The following is a 21,098-nucleotide window of genomic DNA, read 5'->3' on the forward strand; positions in this document are numbered from 1 at the left end:
CACCCCAGGGAACTACGCGGACATTCTTACGTGAGGCACCCGCTCCCGTTCCCGGACCTTTTAGCTGAGTCTCGTCGGCGGATTGAATCTGATGCATCTCCGCCTTCGTTCGATTGTGGGCGGCGCATTCCGGAGCCGAGCTCACGGATCAGTGCGCCGCGTGTTTCACCTACTTATGACATTAGAAACATCACAGGTGTGAGTCAAAGCTCACACGCGAGATGACGCGGATCGAGGTGGCCACTGACCGCTGTCGGCCAGCACCCGAGCCAGGATGTCTGCGCGGTCGGTCACCAGACCGTCCACTCCGATGGCCAGTAGCCGGCGCATCTCCTGGGCGTCGTTGATCGTCCACACGTGAACGGCAATGCCCACCCGATGTGCCACTTCCACGAACTTCTGGTTAGCCACCGCCACGGGCAGCTTGAAGCCACCCGGCAGGGAGAGTTCGTAGCTCACCGGTAGCTGAACGGTGTTGAACTCCGCGATCTTGGGGGCCCACAACTTGGTCAAAGCGGACCAGATAGAGCTCACGATCCTGGGCGAAATCTTGTCCGTCACCCGCGCCACCTTGGACAGAATCGTCAGCCCCGCGCAGCCGACGGTTCCCGCCGAAGTGAGCGGGCGTTTCCCGGTGAGCTGCGCGATCGAGGCGAGCGTGCGGCGTCGGCGAGACTCAGAGAACGAAGTCACCCGCACCCGGTCCACCGCGCCCTCGTCCGCGATCACCCGAGGAAGGGCGGCCACGGATGATTCGTCCTTGACGTCGATATTGAAGTGCAGCTCGGGCAGTTCCCGCAGCAGCTGCGCCAGAGTTGCCAGAGGCTCGGTGCCGCCGATCCGCACGTCCTCCAGGGAGGACCACGGAACGTCACTGACATCCCCGGAGGTGTCCGTCACGCGATCCAGGGTGGGGTCGTGGAAGGCGAGCACCACGCCGTCGGAGGTGGTGTTCACGTCCGTCTCGGCCCACACGAAACTCAGATCCGCGGCCGCGCGGAACGCTCGGAGCGTGTTCTCGTGGCCGTCCAGTGAGAATCCACGATGGGCAAGTGCTGTGACCTGGGGTGCAACTGACATGTACTAAACAGTAACTTGTCATTAGGGCATTAAGCGTCAGTTGCTGTTCAAGTAACTTTCAATCACCTGAGCCACGCCGTCCTCATCGAAGGGCGGGGCTGTACGGCCCACCGCGGTCACCACGCCCGGGTGGCCATCCGCCATGGCGTAACCGTGGCCGGCCCACGTGAGCATTTCCAGGTCATTGGGCATATCGCCGAAGGCCATTACCTGCTCACTGGCAATACCGTGCTCTGCCGCGAAGCGTTCCAGCGTGCGAGCCTTGGTCAACCCGCGCTGACCAATCTCGACCAGCGGCGCAGCCGCGACCGAGTGGGTGACAGCCAACCGCCCGTCCACCAGGTCACGCACGTGTTCGAAGTACTCGTTGGGCACTGCCCCGTCCAGCTTGGCCAGCAGTTTCACCACACCGGCGCCGTGGGGCAGACAGTCCCTGATGGGGGCTTCCTCGACAGGAAAAATTTCCATGCGGTCGCTGCGGGACCAACCGGGATCGGTGAATACGCGGTCCAGGGTCTCCGCCGCGTAGAGCGTCTTGGGGAAGAGCTCGCTGATCTCCCCCATGATCCCGAAGGCTTCGCGCACATCGAACAGGCTGGTTTCAATGATGCATTCGGTCCGCAGGTCGTAGACAACCGCCCCGTTGGAGCAGATGACCACACCCACGTCCTCAAGTTGTTCGTGGAGAGGGTGCAACCACCGCTTGGGACGCCCGGTCACGAAAACCACGTGGATCCCGGCGTCCCGCGCGGCGGTAATGGCTTCAACGGTGCGCGGCCGGAAACGAAAATCGGGTCCCAGAACCGTCCCGTCCAGATCGCTGGCGATCATTCGGACAGGTTGGGATTCCTCGATTCCACCGCGGGCCACTGCTGGGTTACTTGACTTCGTACACGGGGGTCAGGAAGGCCCGCCCGATCGCGTGCGAGAACAGGTTGAAGTTCACCACGGCGGGGCTGGTGTTCTCGTCCACGTCCATTTCCTCCACGTCCACGGCGGTCACGCACAGGATGTAGCGGTGCGCTCCGTGTCCCTCGGGCGGGGCCGCGCCCAGGAACTCGTCCGTGCCTGCGTCGTTGCGGTGCTTCACGGCTCCCTGGGGCGGGTTCGATGCGGCACCGGTGGCCAGTTCCGTGACCGAGGCCGGGATATTGGACAGGCACCAGTGCCAGAAACCGCTCGGTGTGGGAGCATCCGGGTCGTACATGGTGACCACGTAGGACTTGGTGCCCTCGGGTGCGCCGGACCAAGACAGTTGCGGGGAGATATCCTCTCCGCCCGCGCCCATGATTCCGGAGACCTGGGCGGTGGCCATGGTCTGGCCCTCCGCAACATCCGTTGAAGTCAGAGTGAACGTGGGAAGGTCGGGCAGGTCTGCGTAAGGTTTACGGTCAAACATCGGTATTCCTTTCGTTGAACGATTCGTACTCACGGACAATTCGTTGCCGACGGCGCTCGGCCGGGTTCACGGCCTCATCTCACCGAGCTTGCCGCTCGCCTATGAGCAGACTGGACGCATTAGTGAGCGGGCAGGTCCGCCTTGGTCGGCAGATCCGCTCCGGAGCGGGACACGGTCACGCCCGCTGCGGTGGCCGCGTAGCGCAGGATCTCGAGCACCTGGTCCTTGCTGAGTGCATCCAGTCCGCGACGAGCCTCGGCCCCCGTGAGACCGCGGTCGGTCAGTGCGGAGATCAACGCGGCCATGAAAGAGTCACCGGCACCCACGGTGTCCGCCACGTCCACCTTGGCGGCGGGGGTGTCCATGCCTTCTCGTCCGGTGCCACGACTGACTGCCCACGGACCCAGGGCACCGCGGGTCACAACCACCAAGCGAGCTCCGGCCTGCAACCAGGCACGGGCGCTGTCCTCGATGGAACGGTTCGGGTAAAGCCACAACAAGTCCTCGTCCGAGGCCTTTACGATGTCCGCAGATGCCACAATCGCCTCCGCGCGGGCGCGGGCGTCCGAGGAATCCGGGATGATGGTCGGCCGGCAGTTGGGGTCATACGAGACCAGAGCATGATCGTGGGCGCGTTCCACGGCCTTGCGGACCATGGTGGCCCCGGGCTCGAGCATGGCGCCGATGGAGCCGACGTGCAGCAGACCGGTCTCGTTCAGGAGCCGATCGATCTGCTCGTCCGAGACATCCAGGGACCAGTCCAGCTGAAAGTCATAGGTCGCAGCACCCGCCTGATCCAGCGTGGCCTGGGCGACGGAGGTGGGTTTGGAATCCGGATTGAACGGCAGATTCACGTTGTTGTCCCGCAGGTGAGCGGCCACTTGCTCGCCGTACTCGTCCTGACCGTAACGGCCCAGGAACTGCACTTCTTGATCCAAGCGGGCGAGGCCCACGGCCACATTCATGGGGCTTCCGCCCACGTGCGCGCGGGGTTCTTCACCGTCGCGTGAGACCACATCCACGAGAGCTTCACCGATCACCGTCAACATGGCACCACGGTAGCAAAGGCGACCGACAAGAAGAGGCCACCGAGCGGCGTCGTCACCTTAAGAGACACGTGCGCGAGGGGTGCGCGAGCCACGTACACTGGCGTACGACGAGCCGCCTCATCTTGTGCGGCGCCATCACGCTAGACCGCACAACGAAGCGCGGCACAACACGGCCCTCACGACGAAGTCCGGGTCGAGGAAGAAGGATGCTGATGAGCACCACCTGGTCCGATCGAGAAGCACTTGCTGAAGCACTGGTCCCCCTGGTGGGCCGTTTGCACCGCGAGAACAAGGTGGTCACCACCGTGTTCGGCCGGTCGCTGGTTCACAAGTCCGTTACCGAAATCATCAAGGCGCACCGCTTCACCCGCCGCATCCTGGGCGAAGAGCTGCCGCTCAAGGACACCCTGGACATCGTCGAGACGCTGACCAAGCTCAAGCTGGGTACCTGCAACATCGACGTGGCCAAGCTGGCACAGGGCTACAAGGAATCCGGTAGCAACGACCTCGAGGCGTACCTGCGTGAACAGCTCGCGTCCGTAGTCGATCACCAGGGCGAGAACGAGCCCGAGTCCCAGGACGTGGTGCTCTACGGTTTCGGTCGCATCGGCCGTCTGCTGGCTCGCATCCTCATCAACCGTAATGACGGCACCGGTCTGAACCTGCGCGCCGTGGTGGTTCGCAAGAAGCCGGGCAACGACCTGGTCAAGCGCGCATCCCTGCTGCGCCGTGACTCCGTGCACGGTTCCTTCGACGGCACCATCACCGTGGACGAAGAGAAGAACGTCATCACCGCCAATGGCGTGGACATCCAGTTCATCTACGCCGGCTCCCCGGCCGAGGTGGACTACACCGAGTACGGCATCGACAACGCCCTGGTGGTCGACAACACCGGTGCGTGGCGCGACGAAGAGGGACTCTCCCAGCACCTGCAGTCCAAGGGTGTCGCGAAGGTCCTGCTGACCGCTCCCGGCAAGGGCGATCTCAAGAACATCGTGTGCGGCGTGAACGACAAGGACATCCTGCCCGAGGACAAGATCCTCTCCGCAGCATCCTGCACGACCAACGCCATCACCCCGGTCGTCAAGGTCCTCAATGACCAGTACGGCATCAAGCAGGGTCACGTCGAGACCGTTCACTCGTACACCAACGACCAGAACCTCATCGACAACTGGCACAAGGGCGACCGCCGCGGCCGTTCCGCAGCGCTGAACATGGTCATCACCGAAACTGGTGCCGCCAAGGCTGTGGCCAAGGCTCTGCCGGAGATGAAGGGCAAGCTCACCGGCAACGCCATCCGCGTGCCAACCCCGGACGTCTCCATGGCCATCCTCAACCTGCAGCTGGACAAGGCACCCGAATCCGCTGACGAGGTCAACGAGTTCCTCAAGGACATTTCCATGAACTCGGCCATGCGCAAGCAGATCGACTACGTGGACTCCCCGGACGTCGTCTCCACCGACCTGGTCGGCTCCCGCCGCGCCGGCGTGGTGGACGGTCTGGCCACCATCGTCAACAACAACTCGCTCGTGCTCTACGTCTGGTACGACAACGAGTTCGGCTACTCCTGCCAGGTGGTGCGCGTGCTCGCTCGCATGGCAGACATCGCCATGCCGCAGCTCCCGTAAGCTGCCCGGCCACTACGACGCAGCCCCGGCCCCTTCCGCGCGAAGGTGCCGGGGCTGCGTCATTGGTTGTGAGGCGCGTTGGTTGTGGGGTGCTTCGGTTGTGGGGGCGTTGGGACTGTCGCGGGGCTTGCTGCGCATCTCAGGCGCCGTCCCGACCCCGCCGGGCACCTCGTGTGCCGTTAGAGCCTTTCTGAGCCTCGCCAAGGGTTCTAATGACGCATGGCGTGCGCACGGAGGTTCTAACGACGCCCGGTGCTCGTCGTTGCAGCACCCTTACCGCCGACGACGCCGCTTCGGCCGCGTAGCCGCGCATCTCAAGCGCCCTCAGGGCCCTGCCGCGCACCTGGTGTGTCCCACAGGTCTACTGGAGTTTCTCACCGGCCTGCTTGACCTCACCAATCGCGTTGAGGCCGAACATCGGGGTGCAGTTGACGCGGTAGTCGCCCACGATGCGTGCTTTGTAGATGGTCGGGTTGTGCGTGGCCACGGTGCGGGCGTTGCGCCAGAAGCGGTCCAGGGACTTGGACTTGCCCACGGCGGAGGCGCCGAGCAGGTCGAAGATCCCGTCCGTCACGTCGCGCACGAGTTCCGGAACGACCACCTGGGCATGTGCCACGGGCAGTTCGCACGCGTTGGTCAACTCCTGGGGGTTGTCGAGAAGGGGGTCCCCGCCGAGAACGCCGACGGCGGCGTCGAGCTCCCGGGCCGCTTGCAGAACGATTGCCCGCGCGGCGGCTGCTTTGGCACTGAGCTCTCCTACGCGCTGCAGGACCTGCGGATCCTCGCGCGCAACGGAGCCTGTGCCGGTGTTGAATCCGCGGGTGCGCGAACGCACCAGGTGAACACCCTCATCGATGGCGGCCTTGGCGATGCCCGCTTCAACGGCAAGGAGGACGAGCTGGAAGACAGCGGTCTCCTGGGTGGCTCGGCCATCGCGGTTGCGCACGTTGGCCGCCGGAACCTTAACCCCGCGGAAGTGCGTGGTGCCTGTGCCGGTGAGTTGCTGGCCGAACCCATCCCAGTCGTCGACCAGTTCGATGCCATCCCACGAGCTCTTCACCAGCGCATGCGAGCGCGCCTCCTGACCGGGAATCTGCGCGGTGACCTGGATCCAATCGGAGAAGATGGAACCGGTGGAGTAGTACTTGGTGCCGTTGAGCTCCCAGTCACCGTCTGCGGTCTGGATCTGGGTCAGGGTAGTGGCCGCGGTGCCCAGCGCGGCCCCGGAGCGCTCGGTCGCGGCATTGCCCACGGTCTCGCCGGCGGCGATCCGCGGGAACCAGACGTCGGACTCCTCCGAGCTGAGGCTCGCGATGAATCCCAGGTGCGAGCGGTAAACATGCGCCACATTGGAGTCCGCCGCGGCCAGGGCAATCAGCAGCTCCGCCACCTGCTCCAGCGAAGCTCCGTAACCACCCCGCGAGCGCGGAACGGTCAGCGCACCGAAGTGCCGTTCGTTGAGCCACTTGAACTGTTCGAACGGCAGAATCCGCTGCTGTTCGCGTTCCACAGCACCGGCCGCAATCCGGTCGAACACCGGTTGGAACACGTCAAATAATTCGCGGGTGCTCAGGGACCGCTGTGGGAACCCATAGTCGGCGGCGGTGTCTAATTCTTCCTTGATCCCGGTGTCAGTGCTCATGTTCTCGGTAGTCCCTCGCGTTCAGTCGCGGTGCACGCACCCGACCGAGAGGAACACAGCGCGTGCGCGGGCATGACCGTGCGAACCGCAGAAGCTGAAAAGCTGTCCATCGGTCGTGGCGGAAGCACCGTCCCGGTATCCGGGTGGTTGCTGCGGCGTTGACGAGCCACGTCTCTCGGCCGCTCTTGATGGCGTTACGGGTTCAGAGCATCACGGGCCCCGGGGGACTGTCAACGCGCGTGACGGTTTATGACCGCCAGAACGCTCCGGTCACTCGGGACAGCGCGTGAAGGTCGTCCACGTGGGCGAGTTCGCGGGCCGAATGCATCGACAACAAGCCCACGCCCACGTCCAGGGTGCGCATGCCCAAGCGGGTGGCCGTGATGGGCCCGATAGTGGAACCGCACGGCACGTTGTTGTTGGAGACGAATTCCTGATAGCTCACGCCGGCGCGATCACACGCATCCGCCCACAGCCCGGCGCCCATGGCGTCCGTGGTGTAGCGCTGGTTGGCGTTGATCTTCAGGAGCGGTCCGGATCCCGGTTCGGGAGTGTTCACGGGATCGTGATGACCGCGGTAGTTGGGGTGGACCAGGTGACCGGCGTCCGCAGACAGGCACACCGATTCAGCCAGAGAACGCCGGTAATCGTCCTGTGATTCGCCCTGCGCCGCGCTGATACGCACGAGCACGTCCTCCAGGAACGGGCCCGCCGCGCCGGAACGCGTGGCTGAACCGACTTCCTCGTGGTCGAACGCGGCCAGCATCGAAACCTGCGACGCGGATTCGAGCTCCTCCGCGTGCTCGACGAACGCATGAAGCCCCGCATAGACGGAGGACAGGTTGTCCAGTCGACCGCTCGCGAGCAGTTGCCGCCGCTGCCCGATCAATTCAGGTTTCTGGGTATCCGCGAGCACGATGTCGAAGCCCACGATGTCCTCCGGGGACACCGATGCCTCGGCCATGTCCGCGAGCAGTCCCAGCACGTCAGCGTCCTGCGCCGAGCCCGTTCCCCAAATGGGCTGCACGTGCTGCTGCTTGTCCAGCTTGAGCCCGTCGTTGGCCCCGCGGTCCAGGTGGATGGCCAACTGCGGAATCCTTGCGATGGCCTCAGTCGCGCATAAGTGTTGCGTGAGTTCGCCGTTCTCACCACGCACCACAATGCGCCCGGCGAGCCGCAGATCCCTGTCCAGCCAAGAATTCAGCAGTACCCCGCCGTAGACCTCCACTCCCGCCTGATACCAACCGTTGGAGACCGTGGTCGGCTTGGGCTTGAGCTTGAACCCGGGCGAATCCGTGTGCGCGCCCAAAATGCGAGACCCGGCGCCCGCGCGATAGTCGCGAGGGGCCACCCAGGCGATCAGAGCGCCGTCGCGAATCGTGAAGTGCCTCCCGACGACGTCGCTCCACGCCTCGGACCCGTGCAGTTCCGTGAATCCCGCGCCGCGCAGCAGCTCTGCGGCGGCCGCGACCGCGTGGTAGGAACTGGGCGAGGCCATGACGTAATCACCCAGGGCACGGGCATAGCCGAACGGGGCGCGGTGGGAGTCCAAGTCAGAAACGCTGTGATGGGCCATGCAGCACAGTCTAAGGAGTGCGGTCCTGGTTGGTAGCTGAACCGTCGCCCTGCGGTCCCAGGTTCTGGCCTTGCGGCGAGCCGTAGCTCGTGTGTTGGCTCGATGGCTGCGCCCCCGTGAACTGGCGGTCCCGCGGGTCGCCACCCTGCGACGGGCCGTTCTGCCAAGGCCCGTTCCCGGATGGTCCGTTCGGTGACTGCGGGCCCGATGTCTTCCGCACGTCCAGCAGACCCACCGGACGCCCCTGGCCGTCCCGCACGGTGTACGGGCCGTACTGCTCGGGCAGGGAGAGGTAGTTCTGGGTGCGCGGGTCCACCACGAACGCCGCGAGCGCGGTGCCGTTCTGGCCGACCACACGCTGTCGTTGCGCGAGTGCGGGCAGGCGCGGCGGAGGCGGCAGGATGATGGTGCGGGAGGTCGCGATTCGAGTCTTCCGAGCCATCCGGAACACCACCAACAGGAAAATCCCGTTGATGGCCAGGGTGAACAGCACCTCGATGGGCCCACCACTCGTATCGTTCAGGTCCGCCAATCCGACCATGGCCATGAGCGTCACCGTGCAGTTGTTGACCACGTGCAGGGCAACGGCCGCCTCCAGCCCGCCGGTGCGCCAGGTAATGACGCCCATGGTGATCGCCATGACGGCGATGGAGGCCTGTCCCCACACATCGTAGAGATGCCCGGCCACGAACAGCGGGACGGGCAGAAGAATGGCCCAGGCCGGGTGCTTCAACCAACGACCCACCGTCTGCATCAGATAGCCGCGGAAGACGAGTTCCTCCGCGAAGCACTGGATGGGCACCAGCAGGATCACCATGAGCAGCAGCCAGCCCCACTGGGGCGCCAGGGTGAACTCGATCGCTTCACCGCCGGCCACGATATCGAACAGGATGGACAGGCCGTTGATCACCACAAAGATGGCCAGTGCCGCGAGCCCGCACTGAAGCATCCATTTCCAGCGCAACCGCCCCGTCACCGAGTGGAGTAGGCCCAATGGCCGCGGGCCCATAATCCATCTGGCCAGATAAGCCGCCGGAGCCATGAGTGCAACTGAGCCGAACAGGAGTAAGAAGACCAGCGGGTCCAGCTGGTTCATGGTCTCCAGATTGTCCATGTCCATGGGGTTGTCCACGAACAGGACAAGCGGGATGGTGAACAGCACCGTAAGGACGATGTACAGGAAGAAAAAGATGGCGCCCTCAACCAAGGGCTTCCACCACTCGTGTTTGGGATCCGCGAATCCCAGGCGGTGATACGCCAGCGTGCGCAGCCGCTCCGGCGGCACCTGGGACGGGCCGGGAGCAGGAACCGGCGGGGGTACGCGACCGCCGTTCATGGTCGACGACGCCGCTGCCCGACCATCACCTCTCCCCTCACCGGGCCGCGTGGCCGGGATCGAGTGAGGTGCGGGCGGTTGGCTCCAGGGAGCGGGGTGCTGGCTCATGGTTCCACGCTATCGGTCGCCGGTGTTCTGCGAGGTGATTGTGGAGTGTGTGTACCGTGTGCCAACCGGGCAACCGAACAACCCGGCAATCCTGCAACTCACGCGGCGCAGCGAGGCAGACGGGCCCACGCGCGGCACGAAGTTCCTTAGACGGAAGCCGATTGGTGGGCCGTTGTTGCCCGCACCGCGTAACGCTCCACGAAGGCCGCCAGAATTTTCTTGGGTTGATCCACCTCAGGCCCGTCCTTGACGCGATCGATCACGGTCTGAGTGTCTTCCGGCCGGAAGTAACCCAGGTCCTTGTAGGCGATGACCCGGTTGATCAGGCCGTTCGGGTCCAGTTCCGGGTGGAACTGCGTGGCGTAGAGGTTCTGCTTGACGCGGTACATCTGCACCTCGCACACGGTTCCGCTGGCCAGCAACACTGCGCTGGCGGGCAGCGAACGAGTGCCTTCCTTGTGCCCTACGTAGGCGGTGAACTCCCCCGGCAACTGGGACAGCAGTGGATCTTTGGCGCCCTCTTCGGTCACCGTGACGGTGATCGGACCCACCTCTTCGCTGCGGGTCCGGTCCACCACTGCACCCTGATGGATTCCCAACGTACCTACGCCATAGCAAGCCCCGAGGAACGGGAAGTCCCTGGCCACCACCTCATCCAGGAGAGCACTGATCCACTTCTCGGCCCGGTGTTGCGTGGCCGATTTCTCCTCCGCGGGGTCGGATGAATTGAAGGGCGAACCGCCCACGATGATTCCGCTGTACCGGTCCAGGTCCAGCTGCGGGACCGGGCCTTTCTCCAGGCGCACGTGTTCGAGCTCCGACTCCTGCAGGCCGCCGAAACGCCGGACGGCGTCGTATTCCTCCAGTGCCACATCGTCTTCGGGCCGGGTGGCCAGCAGTACAAACGGTTTCATGACCTCATCGTAGGCACCGTTTCAGCCGCCAAAGTGCGCCTCCCACTGTGCGTCACACCACGTCACGCGTTACAGCGGCATGACACTTGGTTTCAGTTCTGAAAACTCCGGCTCGGCCCCTTGACTTCCGCCCTGTGATCCAGTTCACTATCTTTATATGGAATTTAGATTTCACATAGCGAAAAAGTAAGGGAAGCAATGACGCTCAGCGAGTTCAACGAAACGGATCGACAGACGGCGGTGGAAACCGTTCGCCCCGCTCTGGACATCCAGCGCTGGATCGAAGAGATCGTGGACGGTCGCCCCTACGAAAATACCGAGGATGCGCTGGCCGCCGCACGCGATGCTGCCAACCCTTTCACGGATGCAGAGGTCGACCAGGCTTTGTCGCACCACCCCAAGATCGGTGAGCGCGCCGCTGGGAAATCCAAAGAAGCCGACCTCTCACGCAACGAACAAGCCGGCCTGGGTGAGTCCACGGAGGTCATCAAGGCCGAACTCGCTCGCGGCAACGCCGAGTACGAAGAGCGCTTCGGCCAGGTCTTCCTGATCCGCGCCGCCGGCCGCTCACTACCCGAAATTTTGTCAGAGCTGCAGCGCCGTCTGCAGAACACCCCGGAGGACGAGCGCACCGAAGTTGCCGATCAACTTCGTCAGATTGCCCTCCTCCGCATCGAAGGGATCCTGTCATGAGCTTCATTTCCGCACACGTCCTTGATTCCGTGCACGGCTGCCCAGCCCAAGGAATCGACGTCACGCTCCTCACCGGTGAAGGCCAAGAACTTGGCACCGCAACCACCAACGAGGACGGCCGAGTCACCGAACTCGGCCCAGAGACCCTGGAGTCCGGCCATTACCGGATCATTTTCGCAACCGAGCAGTACTTCGCCGGGCGCGAGCTTGAGACGTTCTACCCGTTCGTCTCGGTGGATTTCTCGGTGCAACAGGAGCAGGGCCACTACCACGTGCCCTTGCTGCTGAGCCCGTTTGCGTATTCCACATACCGCGGCAGTTGACCCAGGAGCCGACCCAGTCGACGATTGCCGATCCACTCAGACAGCACATCAATTTTCTACACAGGAGTAGATGAAAATGACCGAAGTAGTTCTCGGAAAGAACCAGTACGGCAAGGCGCAGAACCACGTGGTTCGCATCAACCGTGACAACGACCGCCACATCATTCGCGACCTGGTGGTCACCTCCCAACTGCGCGGTGACCTGACCGAGGTACACACCAAGGGCGACAACGCCCACTGTGTCCCCACCGACACCCAGAAGAACACGGTGTTCGCGTTCGCTCAGAAGTACGACGTCAAGTCCCCTGAGAACCTGATCCTCAAGCTCTCGGACCACTTCACGAGCGAGTTCGACTGGATCTCCGGTGGCCGTTGGGCAGCCGATGAGTACCGCTGGGACCGCATCAACGACAACGATCACTGCTTCGTCCAGAACAAGCAGGAAGTCCGCACCTCGGTGCTGGTCACCGATGGCGACAAGAAGACCGTGATCTCCGGCTTCAAGGACCTCACGATCTTGAAGTCCACCGAATCCGGGTTCGAGGGTTACCCCAAGGACCAGTACACGACCCTGAAGGAAACCACGGACCGCATCATGTCCACGGACGTGGCAACCCGCTGGCGTTACAACACCACCGATGTCGACTTCGATGCCGTGTACGACAGCGTCAAGAACATCATCCTCACCAAGTTCACCGACCACTACTCCCGTGCGCTGCAGGAGACCCTGTACCTCATGGGCAAGGCCGTGATCGAGGCTCACCCAGAGATCGACGAGATCAAGTTCTCCTGCCCGAACAAACACCACTTCGTCTACGACTTGAGCTTCTGCGATCTGGGCAACAACAACGAGACCCACTACGCGGCTGACCGTCCCTTCGGCCTGATCGAGGCCACCGTGCAGCGCAAGGGCGCTGCCGAGGACGAGCACGCCTGGATGGGCATCACCGGCTTCTGCTGAGCCATCTGCTCTACCGCCGATGTGTCCCCGCCTCTTGAGGCCGAGGCGGGGACCCACCAGCTCATTCATTCTTAGGAAGGCTTCCCAATGTCACAAACCGCTACGACCGAGGTCAAGCGGCCCGAGGACGAGTACCTCGGCGCGGGTCCGAGCTTAGGCTACGGATTCCAGCACGTTCTGACCATGTACGGCGGCATCATCGCTCCGCCGTTGATCGTGGGTGGCGCAGCCGGTCTGTCCACCAATGAGCAAGCGCTCCTGGTCGCTTGCTGTCTCTTCGTTGGCGGTCTGGCGACCATGCTCCAGTCCTTCGGCATCAAGTTCTTCGGCTCCCAGTTGCCCTTGGTCCAGGGCACCTCGTTCGCCGGTGTGGCCACCATGACCGCGATCGTCAACGGTGACGGCGGTATTCAGGCGGTCTTCGGCGCGGTGATGGCATCAGCGGCCATTGGCTTCCTGATTGCACCGTTCTTCGCGCGCATCATCAGATTCTTCCCGCCGGTGGTCACCGGCGTGGTCATCACGACCATCGGTCTGTCCCTGTTCCCCGTGTCCGCTCAGTGGGCCATGGGTGGAGCCGCCGTCGCGAATGGTGGGGATGAGAACGCGATCTTCAAGAACGTGTGTCTGGCCGGCGCAACGCTGCTGATCATCATGCTCCTGTCCAAGGTGCGCAGCGCGATCATCTCGCGGCTGTCCATTCTGTTGGGCATTGTTCTGGGCACGGTCTTCGCACTGGCTATCGGCATGGCCGACTTCTCTCAGGTCATGAACGGCGCGATCTTCGCGTTCCCCGAGCCCCTCGCGTTCGGACCGCCCACCTTCCAGCCCGCCGCCATCATCTCGATGACCATTGTGGTGCTGGTGATCCTCACGGAAACCACCGCGGACATCATTGCCGTGGGTGAGATCGTGGACACCAAGGTGGACCGCCGCCGTATCGCTGACGGTCTGCGTGCCGATATGGGCGCTTCCTTCCTGGCTCCCCTGTTCAACGGCTTCACTCAGTCCGCGTTCGCGCAGAACGTTGGTCTGGTCGCCATCACGGGTGTGAAGAGCCGATTCGTGGTCACGGCCGGCGGCCTGATCATGTTGATCCTCGGCCTGCTGCCCATCCTGGGTCGCGTGGTTGCTGCGGTCCCCATGCCGGTCCTGGGTGGCGCGGGCATCGTGCTCTTCGGCACCGTGGCCGCTTCCGGTATCCGTACCCTGGGTAAGGTCAAGTACCAGGGCACTCCCAACCTGGTCATCGTCTCCACCGCCATTGGTATCGGTATGCTGCCGATCGCAGCTCCGGATATCTACAGCGGCTTCCCGACCTGGTTCGAGACCATCTTCCACTCCGGTATTTCTTCCGCCGCCGTGGCAGCCGTCCTCCTGAACATTCTGTTCAACGAGATCAAGCTGGGTAACCCGCCCAAGGGCGAAGGTTCGGTCTTCACCGCAGCCCCACCTCGCTACGTTCGCCAGGAATCGCTCGAGCATCTGCAGGGATCCTTGCGCGAGGGCGACACCATCAAGAACGGCAAGCTCGTGGATGCCGAGGGCAAGGAAATTCCGGCCATTACGGCGTCGGGCGAGGTCGTCCAGGCCCCGGTCGTGGAGAATCGGTCAGGGCCCACAGCCGGCGACCACTAGCCAGGCCGACGACGCCGCTCGCGACCTTCGCGATCGACCGCGCCGAGCGGCGTCGTCACCCGAAAAATACTCGCGGCTGCCAGGCCCCCACCGGAGCCTGGCAGCCGCACTGCCACATCGGTGAACCACCGTGACACTGCAGGAGAAACTGTGCAGCCTTCAAGTAACCACCACATTCTGAGTGGGTTGACCAACAACCTCAAAGACGCCAACTCCGAGGAAACCCAGGAGTGGATCGAGTCCTTCGACGGGCTGATCGCGGCGCAGGGAACGGAGCGCGCGGAGTACATCATGCGCGCTCTGTTGCAGCACGCGGGCACCCATTCCGTGGGCGTTCCGATGGTGACCACCTCGGATTACGTGAACACCATCCCGGTCGACCAGGAACCGGAATTCCCCGGCGACGAGGAGATCGAGCGCCGATACCGCGCGTACCTGCGGTGGAACGCCGCGGTTATGGTGCACCGCGCTCAGCACCCGGAGATCGGCGTGGGTGGCCACATTTCTTCGTACGCCGGCGTGGCCACGCTCTACGAAGTGGGCTTGAACCACTTCTTCCGCGGCCCCGAACACCCGGGCGGCGGCGATCAGGTGTTCTGGCAGGGTCACTCCTCCCCCGGTAACTACGCGCGAGCGTTCCTCGAGGGTCGAATGTCCGAAGCGGATCTCAACGCGTTCCGCCAAGAAAAGACCAAGGCTCCTCAGGGGCTCTCGTCCTATCCGCACCCGCGTTCCATGCCGGACTTCTGGCAGTTCCCCACGGTGTCCATGGGCATCGGCCCGATGAACTCGATTTACCAGGCACAGTTCAACCGCTACATACACAACCGCGCCATCAAGGACACCTCCGAGCAGCACGTGTGGGCCTTCCTCGGCGACGGTGAGATGGACGAGCCGGAAAGCCGCGGGCTTCTGCAGCTGGCCGCCAACGACAAGTTGGACAACCTCACGTTCGTGATCAACTGCAACCTGCAGCGCCTGGACGGACCCGTTCGCGGTAACGGCAAGATCATTCAGGAACTCGAGGCGTTCTTCCGCGGCGCGGGTTGGAATGTCATCAAGGTCGTGTGGGGTCGCGAGTGGGATGACTTGCTCGAGAAGGACAAGACCGGCGATCTGGTCCGCATCATGAACGAGACGCTGGACGGTGACTACCAGACGTACAAGGCCGAGAACGGTGGCTTTGTCCGCGACCACTTCTTCGGCAAGTCGCCTGAGACCAAGGAACTCGTGGCGGAGATGTCCGACGACGAGATCTGGAAGCTCAAGCGCGGCGCTCATGATTACCACAAGGTCTACGCGGCCTATAAAGCGGCCACGGAACACAAGGGTCAGCCCACGGTGATCCTTGCGCAGGCTGTGAAGGGCTACGGTCTGGGCACACACTTCGAAGGCCGCAACGCGACCCACCAGATGAAGAAGCTGACCCTGGATGACCTCAAGGTCTTCCGCGATCACCTGCGGATCCCCATCAGCGACGAGGAACTTGAAAAGGACCTCTACAACGCGCCGTACTACCACCCCGGCGAGGACTCCCCGGAGATCAAATACCTCCTGGAGCGCCGAAAGAAACTGGGTGGCTTTGTGCCGGATCGCCCGCACGAGCAGAAGGACATCGTGCTGCCCTCCGACAAGGCCTATGCCTCGGGCAAGAAGGGTTCCGGCAAGCAGCTGGCCGCCACCACCATGGCGTTCGTGCGTATCTTGAAGGACCTCATGCGCGAAAAGGAGTTCGGCCACCGCATCGTGCCAATCGTCCCGGACGAATCGCGCACGTTCGGTATGGACTCGTTCTTCCCGACCTCCAAGATCTATAACCCCAACGGGCAGAACTATCTGTCGGTGGACCGCGAGCTCATGCTGGCCTATAAGGAATCGCCGCAGGGCGTGCTGTTGCACCCCGGCATCAACGAGGCCGGTGCCACCGCAGCGTTCACCGCGGCAGGCACCTCCTACGCCACCCACGGCGAGGCCATGATCCCGTTCTACGTGTTCTACTCGATGTTCGGTTTCCAGCGCACCGGCGACTCCTTCTGGGCCGCCGCGGACCAGCTGGCACGCGGGTTCATCATCGGCGCCACTGCAGGCCGCACCACGCTCACCGGCGAGGGTCTGCAGCACGCCGACGGCCACTCCCCGCTGCTGGCCGCAACCAACCCGGCCGTGATCCATTACGACCCGGCCTACGGCTACGAAATCGCGCACATCATCAAGCGCGGCATCGAGCACATGTACGGGTCCAAGGACGAAGACCACAACGTCATGTACTACCTGACCGTCTACAACGAGCCGATCCGCCAACCAGCGGAACCGGAGAACGTGGACGTCGAGGGCATCATCAAGGGCATCTACCTGCTCAAGCCGGCCGAGAACGAGGGCACCAAGGCCCAGCTGCTCTCCTCCGGTGTGGGCGTCGCTTGGGCACTCGAGGCACAGCAGATCCTCGCCGATGAGTGGGGTGTCTCCGCCGATGTCTGGTCGGTGACCTCGTGGACCAACCTGCGCCGCGATGCCTTGGCCGCGGAGCGGGACGCGTTCCTCAACCCGGGCGAAGCTCGTCGCGTGCCCTACGTGACCGAGAAACTGGGCGCAACCCAGGGACCGGTCGTAGCGACGTCGGACTTTGCCTCCGATCTGCAGGACCAGATCCGCCAGTACGTGCCCAACCAGTGGGCGTCCCTGGGCGCGGACGGGTTCGGTTTCTCGGACACCCGTGCCGGTGCACGCCGCTTCTTCAACATCGATGCCCACTCCATGGTGGTGCGCACGTTGGAGATGCTCGCGGATTCCGGTGAGGTGGATGCGGAAGCTCCCAAGCAGGCCATTGAAAAGTACGACCTGCTCAACCCCAAGGCCGGAACCTCCGGTAACGCCGGCGGAGACGCCTGATCCCACCCGGTTCAGCTGTGGCCCCCGCCCCTCGTCGGACGGGGGCCACAGCTGTGTCCGAATCCATTCGTCTGCACGGACTGCTGCGAGAATGGGCGGTATGAAGGGGATTATTCTGGCGGGCGGCACGGGCAGCCGGCTGCATCCGATCACCATGGGCATCAGCAAGCAACTGGTCCCCATGTACGACAAGCCCATGATCTACTACCCCCTCTCCACCCTCCTGTTGGCCGGAGCGCGCGAGATCCTGATCATCACCACACCGCAGGATTTGGAGCAGTTCCAGCGTCTCCTGGGCGACGGCTCGCGGTTCGGGGTGTCGGTCACCTACACCGTGCAGGCCTCCCCCGACGGGCTTGCGCAGGCCTTCACGCTGGGTGCCGACCACATCGGCAATGACCCGGTGTGCCTGGTGCTGGGCGACAACATTTTCTATGGCCCAGGCCTGGGCACGCAGCTACGCCGTTTCAATGAGATCGACGGCGCAGCAGTGTTCGGTTATCGCGTGGCCGACCCCACCGCATACGGCGTGGTGGAGTTCGACGCCGCCGGCCGGGCCATCTCGCTCGAGGAGAAACCGTCCCAGCCGCGTAGCCCCTACGCCATCCCGGGGCTGTACTTTTACGACAACAACGTGGTCGAGTACGCCCGATCGCTGAAGCCCTCCGCTCGCGGAGAACTGGAAATCACCGACCTCAACCGCATGTACCTGGAACAGGGGAAGTTGCAGGTTCAGGTCCTGGACCGCGGCACCGCATGGCTGGACACCGGGACGTTCGACTCCCTGGCGGACGCCACGAACTTCATCCGCACCGTCCAGGCCCGTCAGGGGATGTCGATCGGCTGCCCCGAAGAGGTCGCGCGGCGAATGGGGCTGCTCTCGAACGACGACCTCCGCGAACGCGCAGCAGGGCTGGTCAAGAGCGGGTATGGCCAATATCTACTGGACCTGTTGGAGCATGAGGGAACGCATACTGAGTGAACTCGGCCCCGCGAGCGAGAGAACAGGCAACGAGAGCAGACCTTCGCGGCTAGCGTGCTGGGCGTGACGCGGAGGCGACGGCTGAGCGAACCGTGGCGGAGCGGCGTCGTCACTGAAATTTCACTCGAGGCTCCCTTACCCGCAAGTTGCCGTCCGACTGGGCGTGATGTCGGCCCGCAAGAGTGTGCTGGTCAACAAGCACACCGGGGAAGGCAGCGGGTCATGGAACTCAATCGTAGAAATCTGGTCAAGGGAACTGCGGGGCTGGGCACTCTGGCGGTCGGCGGTCTCGTGGCCTCCCCCGCACACGCCCACGAGGGCCGCGGGCACGGACGCGGTGGTCCCAAGCTACCCAACGCACCCCGGACTCCCGCGGATCGATTGGCCCGTGACGAGCGCTATTGGCGCGGCGTGGCCCGGCACTTCCGCATGGACATGCCAGTGATCAATTTTGAGAACGGGTACTTCGGCGCGAATCCGCAGAACGTGCGGGACACCTACGCGGAGAAGAACCGGATCATTCAGGAACAGAATTCGTGGTTCCTGCGCAACGACTACGAAAAGCACATCACCGAGGTGCGCGCCCGACTGGCCAAGGCCGTGGGATGCTCCGTGGACGAAATCGCGATCACCCGCGGAGCAACCGAGGCGCTGCAGGTCATGATCGGCGGGTACAACAAGCTCAAGCCCGGGGATGCCGTGGCCTACGCGGATCTCGATTACGACTCCATGCAGTACGCCATGAACTGGCTCAAAGATCGCCGCGGCGTTGACGTGATCACTACCGCGATTCCGGAACCGGCCAGGTACCAGAACGTGATCGATCACTACACCAAACTGCTCTCGGACAACCCACGCATCAAACTGCTCCTGCTGACCCACATCTCGCAACGCACCGGCCTTAAGGCCCCGATCGCGGAGATCTCCCGCATGGCCGCCGAGCGTGGAGTAGACACCATCGTCGATGCGGCCCACTCGTGGGGTCACGTGGATTTCGAGGTCAAGGACCTCAACAGCCCGTTCGTGGGATTCAACCTGCACAAATGGATCGGCGCACCGCTAGGCTGTGGATTCTTGTACATCCAGAAGGATCGCCTGGGAGACATCGACAGGCACTTCGCCGACGAGGATTTCGACGCCGACGACGTGCGGTCCAGGATTCACACCGGCACCGCCAATTCGGCCAATTACCTGTCTATCCCCGCGGCCTTGGACTTCCACCACGCAGTAGGTGCCGCCAACAAGTTCGCGCGGCTGCAGTACCTGCGCGACCGCTGGGTTCAACAGGTGTTGGACGTGCCCAATCTGACCATCCTGACCCCGGAGGACCGCCGCATGTATGGTGCGCTGACCTCGTTCCGGATCGACGGCAACACGACTCGCGAGCAGAGCGTGGCCATCACCGACTACCTCACGAACGAGTGGGGTGTGTTCACCGTGCGCCGCGGTGGGGTGACCAAGGGAGAGGTCATTCGCGTGACACCGGCCTTGTACAACACTCCGCAGGACAGCGATCGGTTGGCACGCGCGTTGAAGGCTGCGGCGAAGCGGTTCTAACCCTTCGGGTTCAACGCGGTCGTGGCTGCGGCACTCTTGGCCTTCTTACGTTGCCGCCACTTCACCACGGGTTCTTCGACACCCCACCAAACCAGGACTCCGGCTCCGGTTCCGAGAACTACTCCCAGCACAATGGTGATGGGCTCGGGCAGCCCGGCAGTGACCGGCTCGAGGGCACGAATCACGATCAAGTGGACCAAGTAGATGCTGTAGCTCGCCAGCCCCAAGAGCTGAACGATCTGAAGTTTCATGAACCGGTTGAGGGCGCGGCCCATGGGTCCTCCGGCACCCACAAGACCCCACATGATGACGAGTGCCGCAGCGACCGCTTGCATCGAGTAGCGAAGCGTTTCACGAAAAAGATCGTCGCGAATGATCAAGGACACCAGATACAAGACCAGTGCTACCCATAGGACGACATCCTTCCCCAAGAGATCGTCCTTGCGGGCAGCTACTGCTCGGGCACCCGTTGCCTCATGAGCTCGCAACCGTCTTGTCCTGAACCACAAGGCCACCAAAATGCCCATGGCAATGGCCTCAGAACGAGTATCGGTCCCGAAGTAGATACGGTCCGAGGTGGCTCCGGAGAAGAAAAGAACCGCACGGGCCAGTACCGAATAAACGATGATGGCCCAGGCCAGAACGCGCAACCCCGCTACCGGACGACGCCCCCGCACCAAGAGAAGCCAAAGAAAGGCGACCGCTAAATAAAACTGCTCCTCAATGGAAAGGCTCCAGACGACAATGGTCCCGGGGAGCACTGAGACGTCCGAGTCCACATACACCCAGTTGAAGAAAAACAGCAGCTGACCTGCGACATCCACCCAGTTCAGTGATTTGAACAGCCCGTAGACCAGTGACGGAAGAATGACGATGACCAAGAGTGGCGGAAAGATTTTCAACGCTCTACGAAGATAGAAACCACGAATATCAAAAGAATTCGTTTTTTCAAGTTCTCGCAGTAACAGGTGAGTAATAATGAATCCGGAGATGACAAAGAAAATGGTCACTCCACTGCCACCCGGGACCGCGGTGAGACCAGCGTGTGAAAACACGACCAGCATCACCGCGCCAGCGCGCATCGCGTCGATGTGGGCAAAGCCCCGCAACGGAAGCCGACGTCTCTTGGCCTCCTGCGGGGTGTTGATAGCCCGATGCTTCGAAACAGAACTCCCCATTACACTCTCCCCCATAGACACACACATGTGTCATTACGGCATCCCCCGGCGCCTCGTGACACTTTTCTTGGGCCGCAAAGCCACTTACCCCAAATGGAGTACATACACCAGCCTGTGTGCATGGTAACGTGCCAGCAAGATGTCA

General features: G+C 63.1%; 17 protein-coding genes and 1 riboswitch. Of the genes, 8 read left to right on the forward strand and 9 right to left on the reverse strand.

The genetic code is table 11. The annotated features are described in order from the left end of the window. Positions 1-210 precede the first annotated feature (210 nt). The 4 genes from EWV37_RS02555 to EWV37_RS02570 all read right to left on the reverse strand — a co-directional run bounded on the left by EWV37_RS02555 (position 211) and on the right by EWV37_RS02570 (position 3,528). Positions 211-1,080, reverse strand: coding sequence for a glycerophosphodiester phosphodiesterase family protein (locus tag EWV37_RS02555; protein WP_129699653.1), 870 nt, complete (start codon positions 1,078-1,080; stop codon positions 211-213). 36 nt (positions 1,081-1,116) lie between these two features. Further along, on the reverse strand, positions 1,117-1,911 hold the full coding sequence (locus EWV37_RS02560; protein ID WP_129699654.1) for an HAD family hydrolase: 795 nt from the start codon (positions 1,909-1,911) through the stop codon (positions 1,117-1,119). Positions 1,912-1,957: 46 nt separating this feature from the next. Beyond that, on the reverse strand, positions 1,958-2,479 hold the full coding sequence (locus EWV37_RS02565) for a YbhB/YbcL family Raf kinase inhibitor-like protein (RefSeq protein ID WP_129699655.1): 522 nt from the start codon (positions 2,477-2,479) through the stop codon (positions 1,958-1,960). A gap of 119 nt (positions 2,480-2,598) precedes the next feature. Continuing rightward, positions 2,599-3,528 carry a carbohydrate kinase family protein gene (locus EWV37_RS02570; RefSeq protein WP_129699656.1) on the reverse strand — a complete coding sequence of 310 codons (930 nt, stop codon included), beginning with the start codon at positions 3,526-3,528 and terminating at the stop codon, positions 2,599-2,601. Between the two features lie 212 nt (positions 3,529-3,740). Here EWV37_RS02570 and EWV37_RS02575 point away from each other — a divergent pair, with 212 nt between their 5' ends. Beyond that, positions 3,741-5,156, forward strand: coding sequence for a glyceraldehyde-3-phosphate dehydrogenase (locus EWV37_RS02575; protein WP_129699657.1), 1,416 nt, complete (start codon positions 3,741-3,743; stop codon positions 5,154-5,156). Between the two features lie 361 nt (positions 5,157-5,517). Here EWV37_RS02575 and EWV37_RS02580 read toward each other — a convergent pair whose 3' ends face one another. The 4 genes from EWV37_RS02580 to EWV37_RS02595 all read right to left on the reverse strand — a co-directional run bounded on the left by EWV37_RS02580 (position 5,518) and on the right by EWV37_RS02595 (position 10,732). Continuing rightward, positions 5,518-6,798, reverse strand: a complete 1,281-nt coding sequence (locus EWV37_RS02580) for an acyl-CoA dehydrogenase family protein (RefSeq protein ID WP_129699658.1) — start codon at positions 6,796-6,798, stop codon at positions 5,518-5,520. A 103-nt stretch (positions 6,799-6,901) separates the two neighbouring features. After that, a riboswitch (SAM riboswitch) is annotated at positions 6,902-6,993 on the reverse strand. Positions 6,994-7,045: 52 nt separating this feature from the next. After that, positions 7,046-8,374: a M18 family aminopeptidase gene (locus tag EWV37_RS02585; RefSeq protein ID WP_129699659.1), complete on the reverse strand. Its 1,329-nt coding sequence runs from the start codon at positions 8,372-8,374 to the stop codon at positions 7,046-7,048. 10 nt (positions 8,375-8,384) lie between these two features. Further along, positions 8,385-9,818 carry a CPBP family intramembrane glutamic endopeptidase gene (locus tag EWV37_RS02590; RefSeq protein ID WP_238663022.1) on the reverse strand — a complete coding sequence of 478 codons (1,434 nt, stop codon included), beginning with the start codon at positions 9,816-9,818 and terminating at the stop codon, positions 8,385-8,387. 146 nt (positions 9,819-9,964) lie between these two features. Continuing rightward, the gene (locus EWV37_RS02595) at positions 9,965-10,732 is read right to left on the reverse strand and encodes a glutamine amidotransferase (RefSeq protein WP_129699660.1); all 768 of its coding nucleotides are present in this window, start codon (positions 10,730-10,732) and stop codon (positions 9,965-9,967) included. Positions 10,733-10,930: 198 nt separating this feature from the next. Here EWV37_RS02595 and uraD point away from each other — a divergent pair, with 198 nt between their 5' ends. The 7 genes from uraD to EWV37_RS02630 all read left to right on the forward strand — a co-directional run bounded on the left by uraD (position 10,931) and on the right by EWV37_RS02630 (position 19,775). Next, positions 10,931-11,425, forward strand: coding sequence for a 2-oxo-4-hydroxy-4-carboxy-5-ureidoimidazoline decarboxylase (gene uraD / locus EWV37_RS02600; RefSeq protein ID WP_129699661.1), 495 nt, complete (start codon positions 10,931-10,933; stop codon positions 11,423-11,425). Next, the gene (gene uraH, locus EWV37_RS02605) at positions 11,422-11,748 is read left to right on the forward strand and encodes a hydroxyisourate hydrolase (protein WP_129699662.1); all 327 of its coding nucleotides are present in this window, start codon (positions 11,422-11,424) and stop codon (positions 11,746-11,748) included. Before uraD ends, uraH begins: the two co-directional genes overlap by 4 nt. A 76-nt stretch (positions 11,749-11,824) precedes the next feature. Further along, positions 11,825-12,709, forward strand: coding sequence for a factor-independent urate hydroxylase (gene pucL / locus EWV37_RS02610; RefSeq protein WP_129699663.1), 885 nt, complete (start codon positions 11,825-11,827; stop codon positions 12,707-12,709). Positions 12,710-12,796: 87 nt separating this feature from the next. Beyond that, entirely contained in the window at positions 12,797-14,347 is a 1,551-nt protein-coding gene (locus EWV37_RS02615) for a nucleobase:cation symporter-2 family protein (RefSeq protein WP_129699664.1), read from the forward strand. Positions 14,348-14,497: 150 nt separating this feature from the next. Then, positions 14,498-17,236 (forward strand): pyruvate dehydrogenase (acetyl-transferring), homodimeric type, encoded by a 2,739-nt coding sequence (gene aceE, locus EWV37_RS02620; protein ID WP_129699665.1) that lies wholly within the window; start codon positions 14,498-14,500, stop codon positions 17,234-17,236. 100 nt (positions 17,237-17,336) lie between these two features. Then, positions 17,337-18,218: a glucose-1-phosphate thymidylyltransferase RfbA gene (gene rfbA, locus EWV37_RS02625; protein ID WP_129699666.1), complete on the forward strand. Its 882-nt coding sequence runs from the start codon at positions 17,337-17,339 to the stop codon at positions 18,216-18,218. 222 nt (positions 18,219-18,440) lie between these two features. After that, on the forward strand, positions 18,441-19,775 hold the full coding sequence (locus EWV37_RS02630) for an aminotransferase class V-fold PLP-dependent enzyme (protein WP_129699667.1): 1,335 nt from the start codon (positions 18,441-18,443) through the stop codon (positions 19,773-19,775). Here the strand turns inward: EWV37_RS02630 and EWV37_RS02635 are convergent. Beyond that, complete coding sequence (locus EWV37_RS02635; protein ID WP_238663040.1) at positions 19,772-20,968, reverse strand: acyltransferase family protein; 1,197 nt, start codon at positions 20,966-20,968, stop codon at positions 19,772-19,774. The genes EWV37_RS02630 and EWV37_RS02635 overlap by 4 nt on opposite strands. Between the last annotated feature and the right edge of the window lie 130 nt (positions 20,969-21,098).

This window comes from Kocuria carniphila (genome assembly GCF_004136555.1).
Lineage (GTDB): Bacteria > Actinomycetota > Actinomycetes > Actinomycetales > Micrococcaceae > Kocuria > Kocuria carniphila.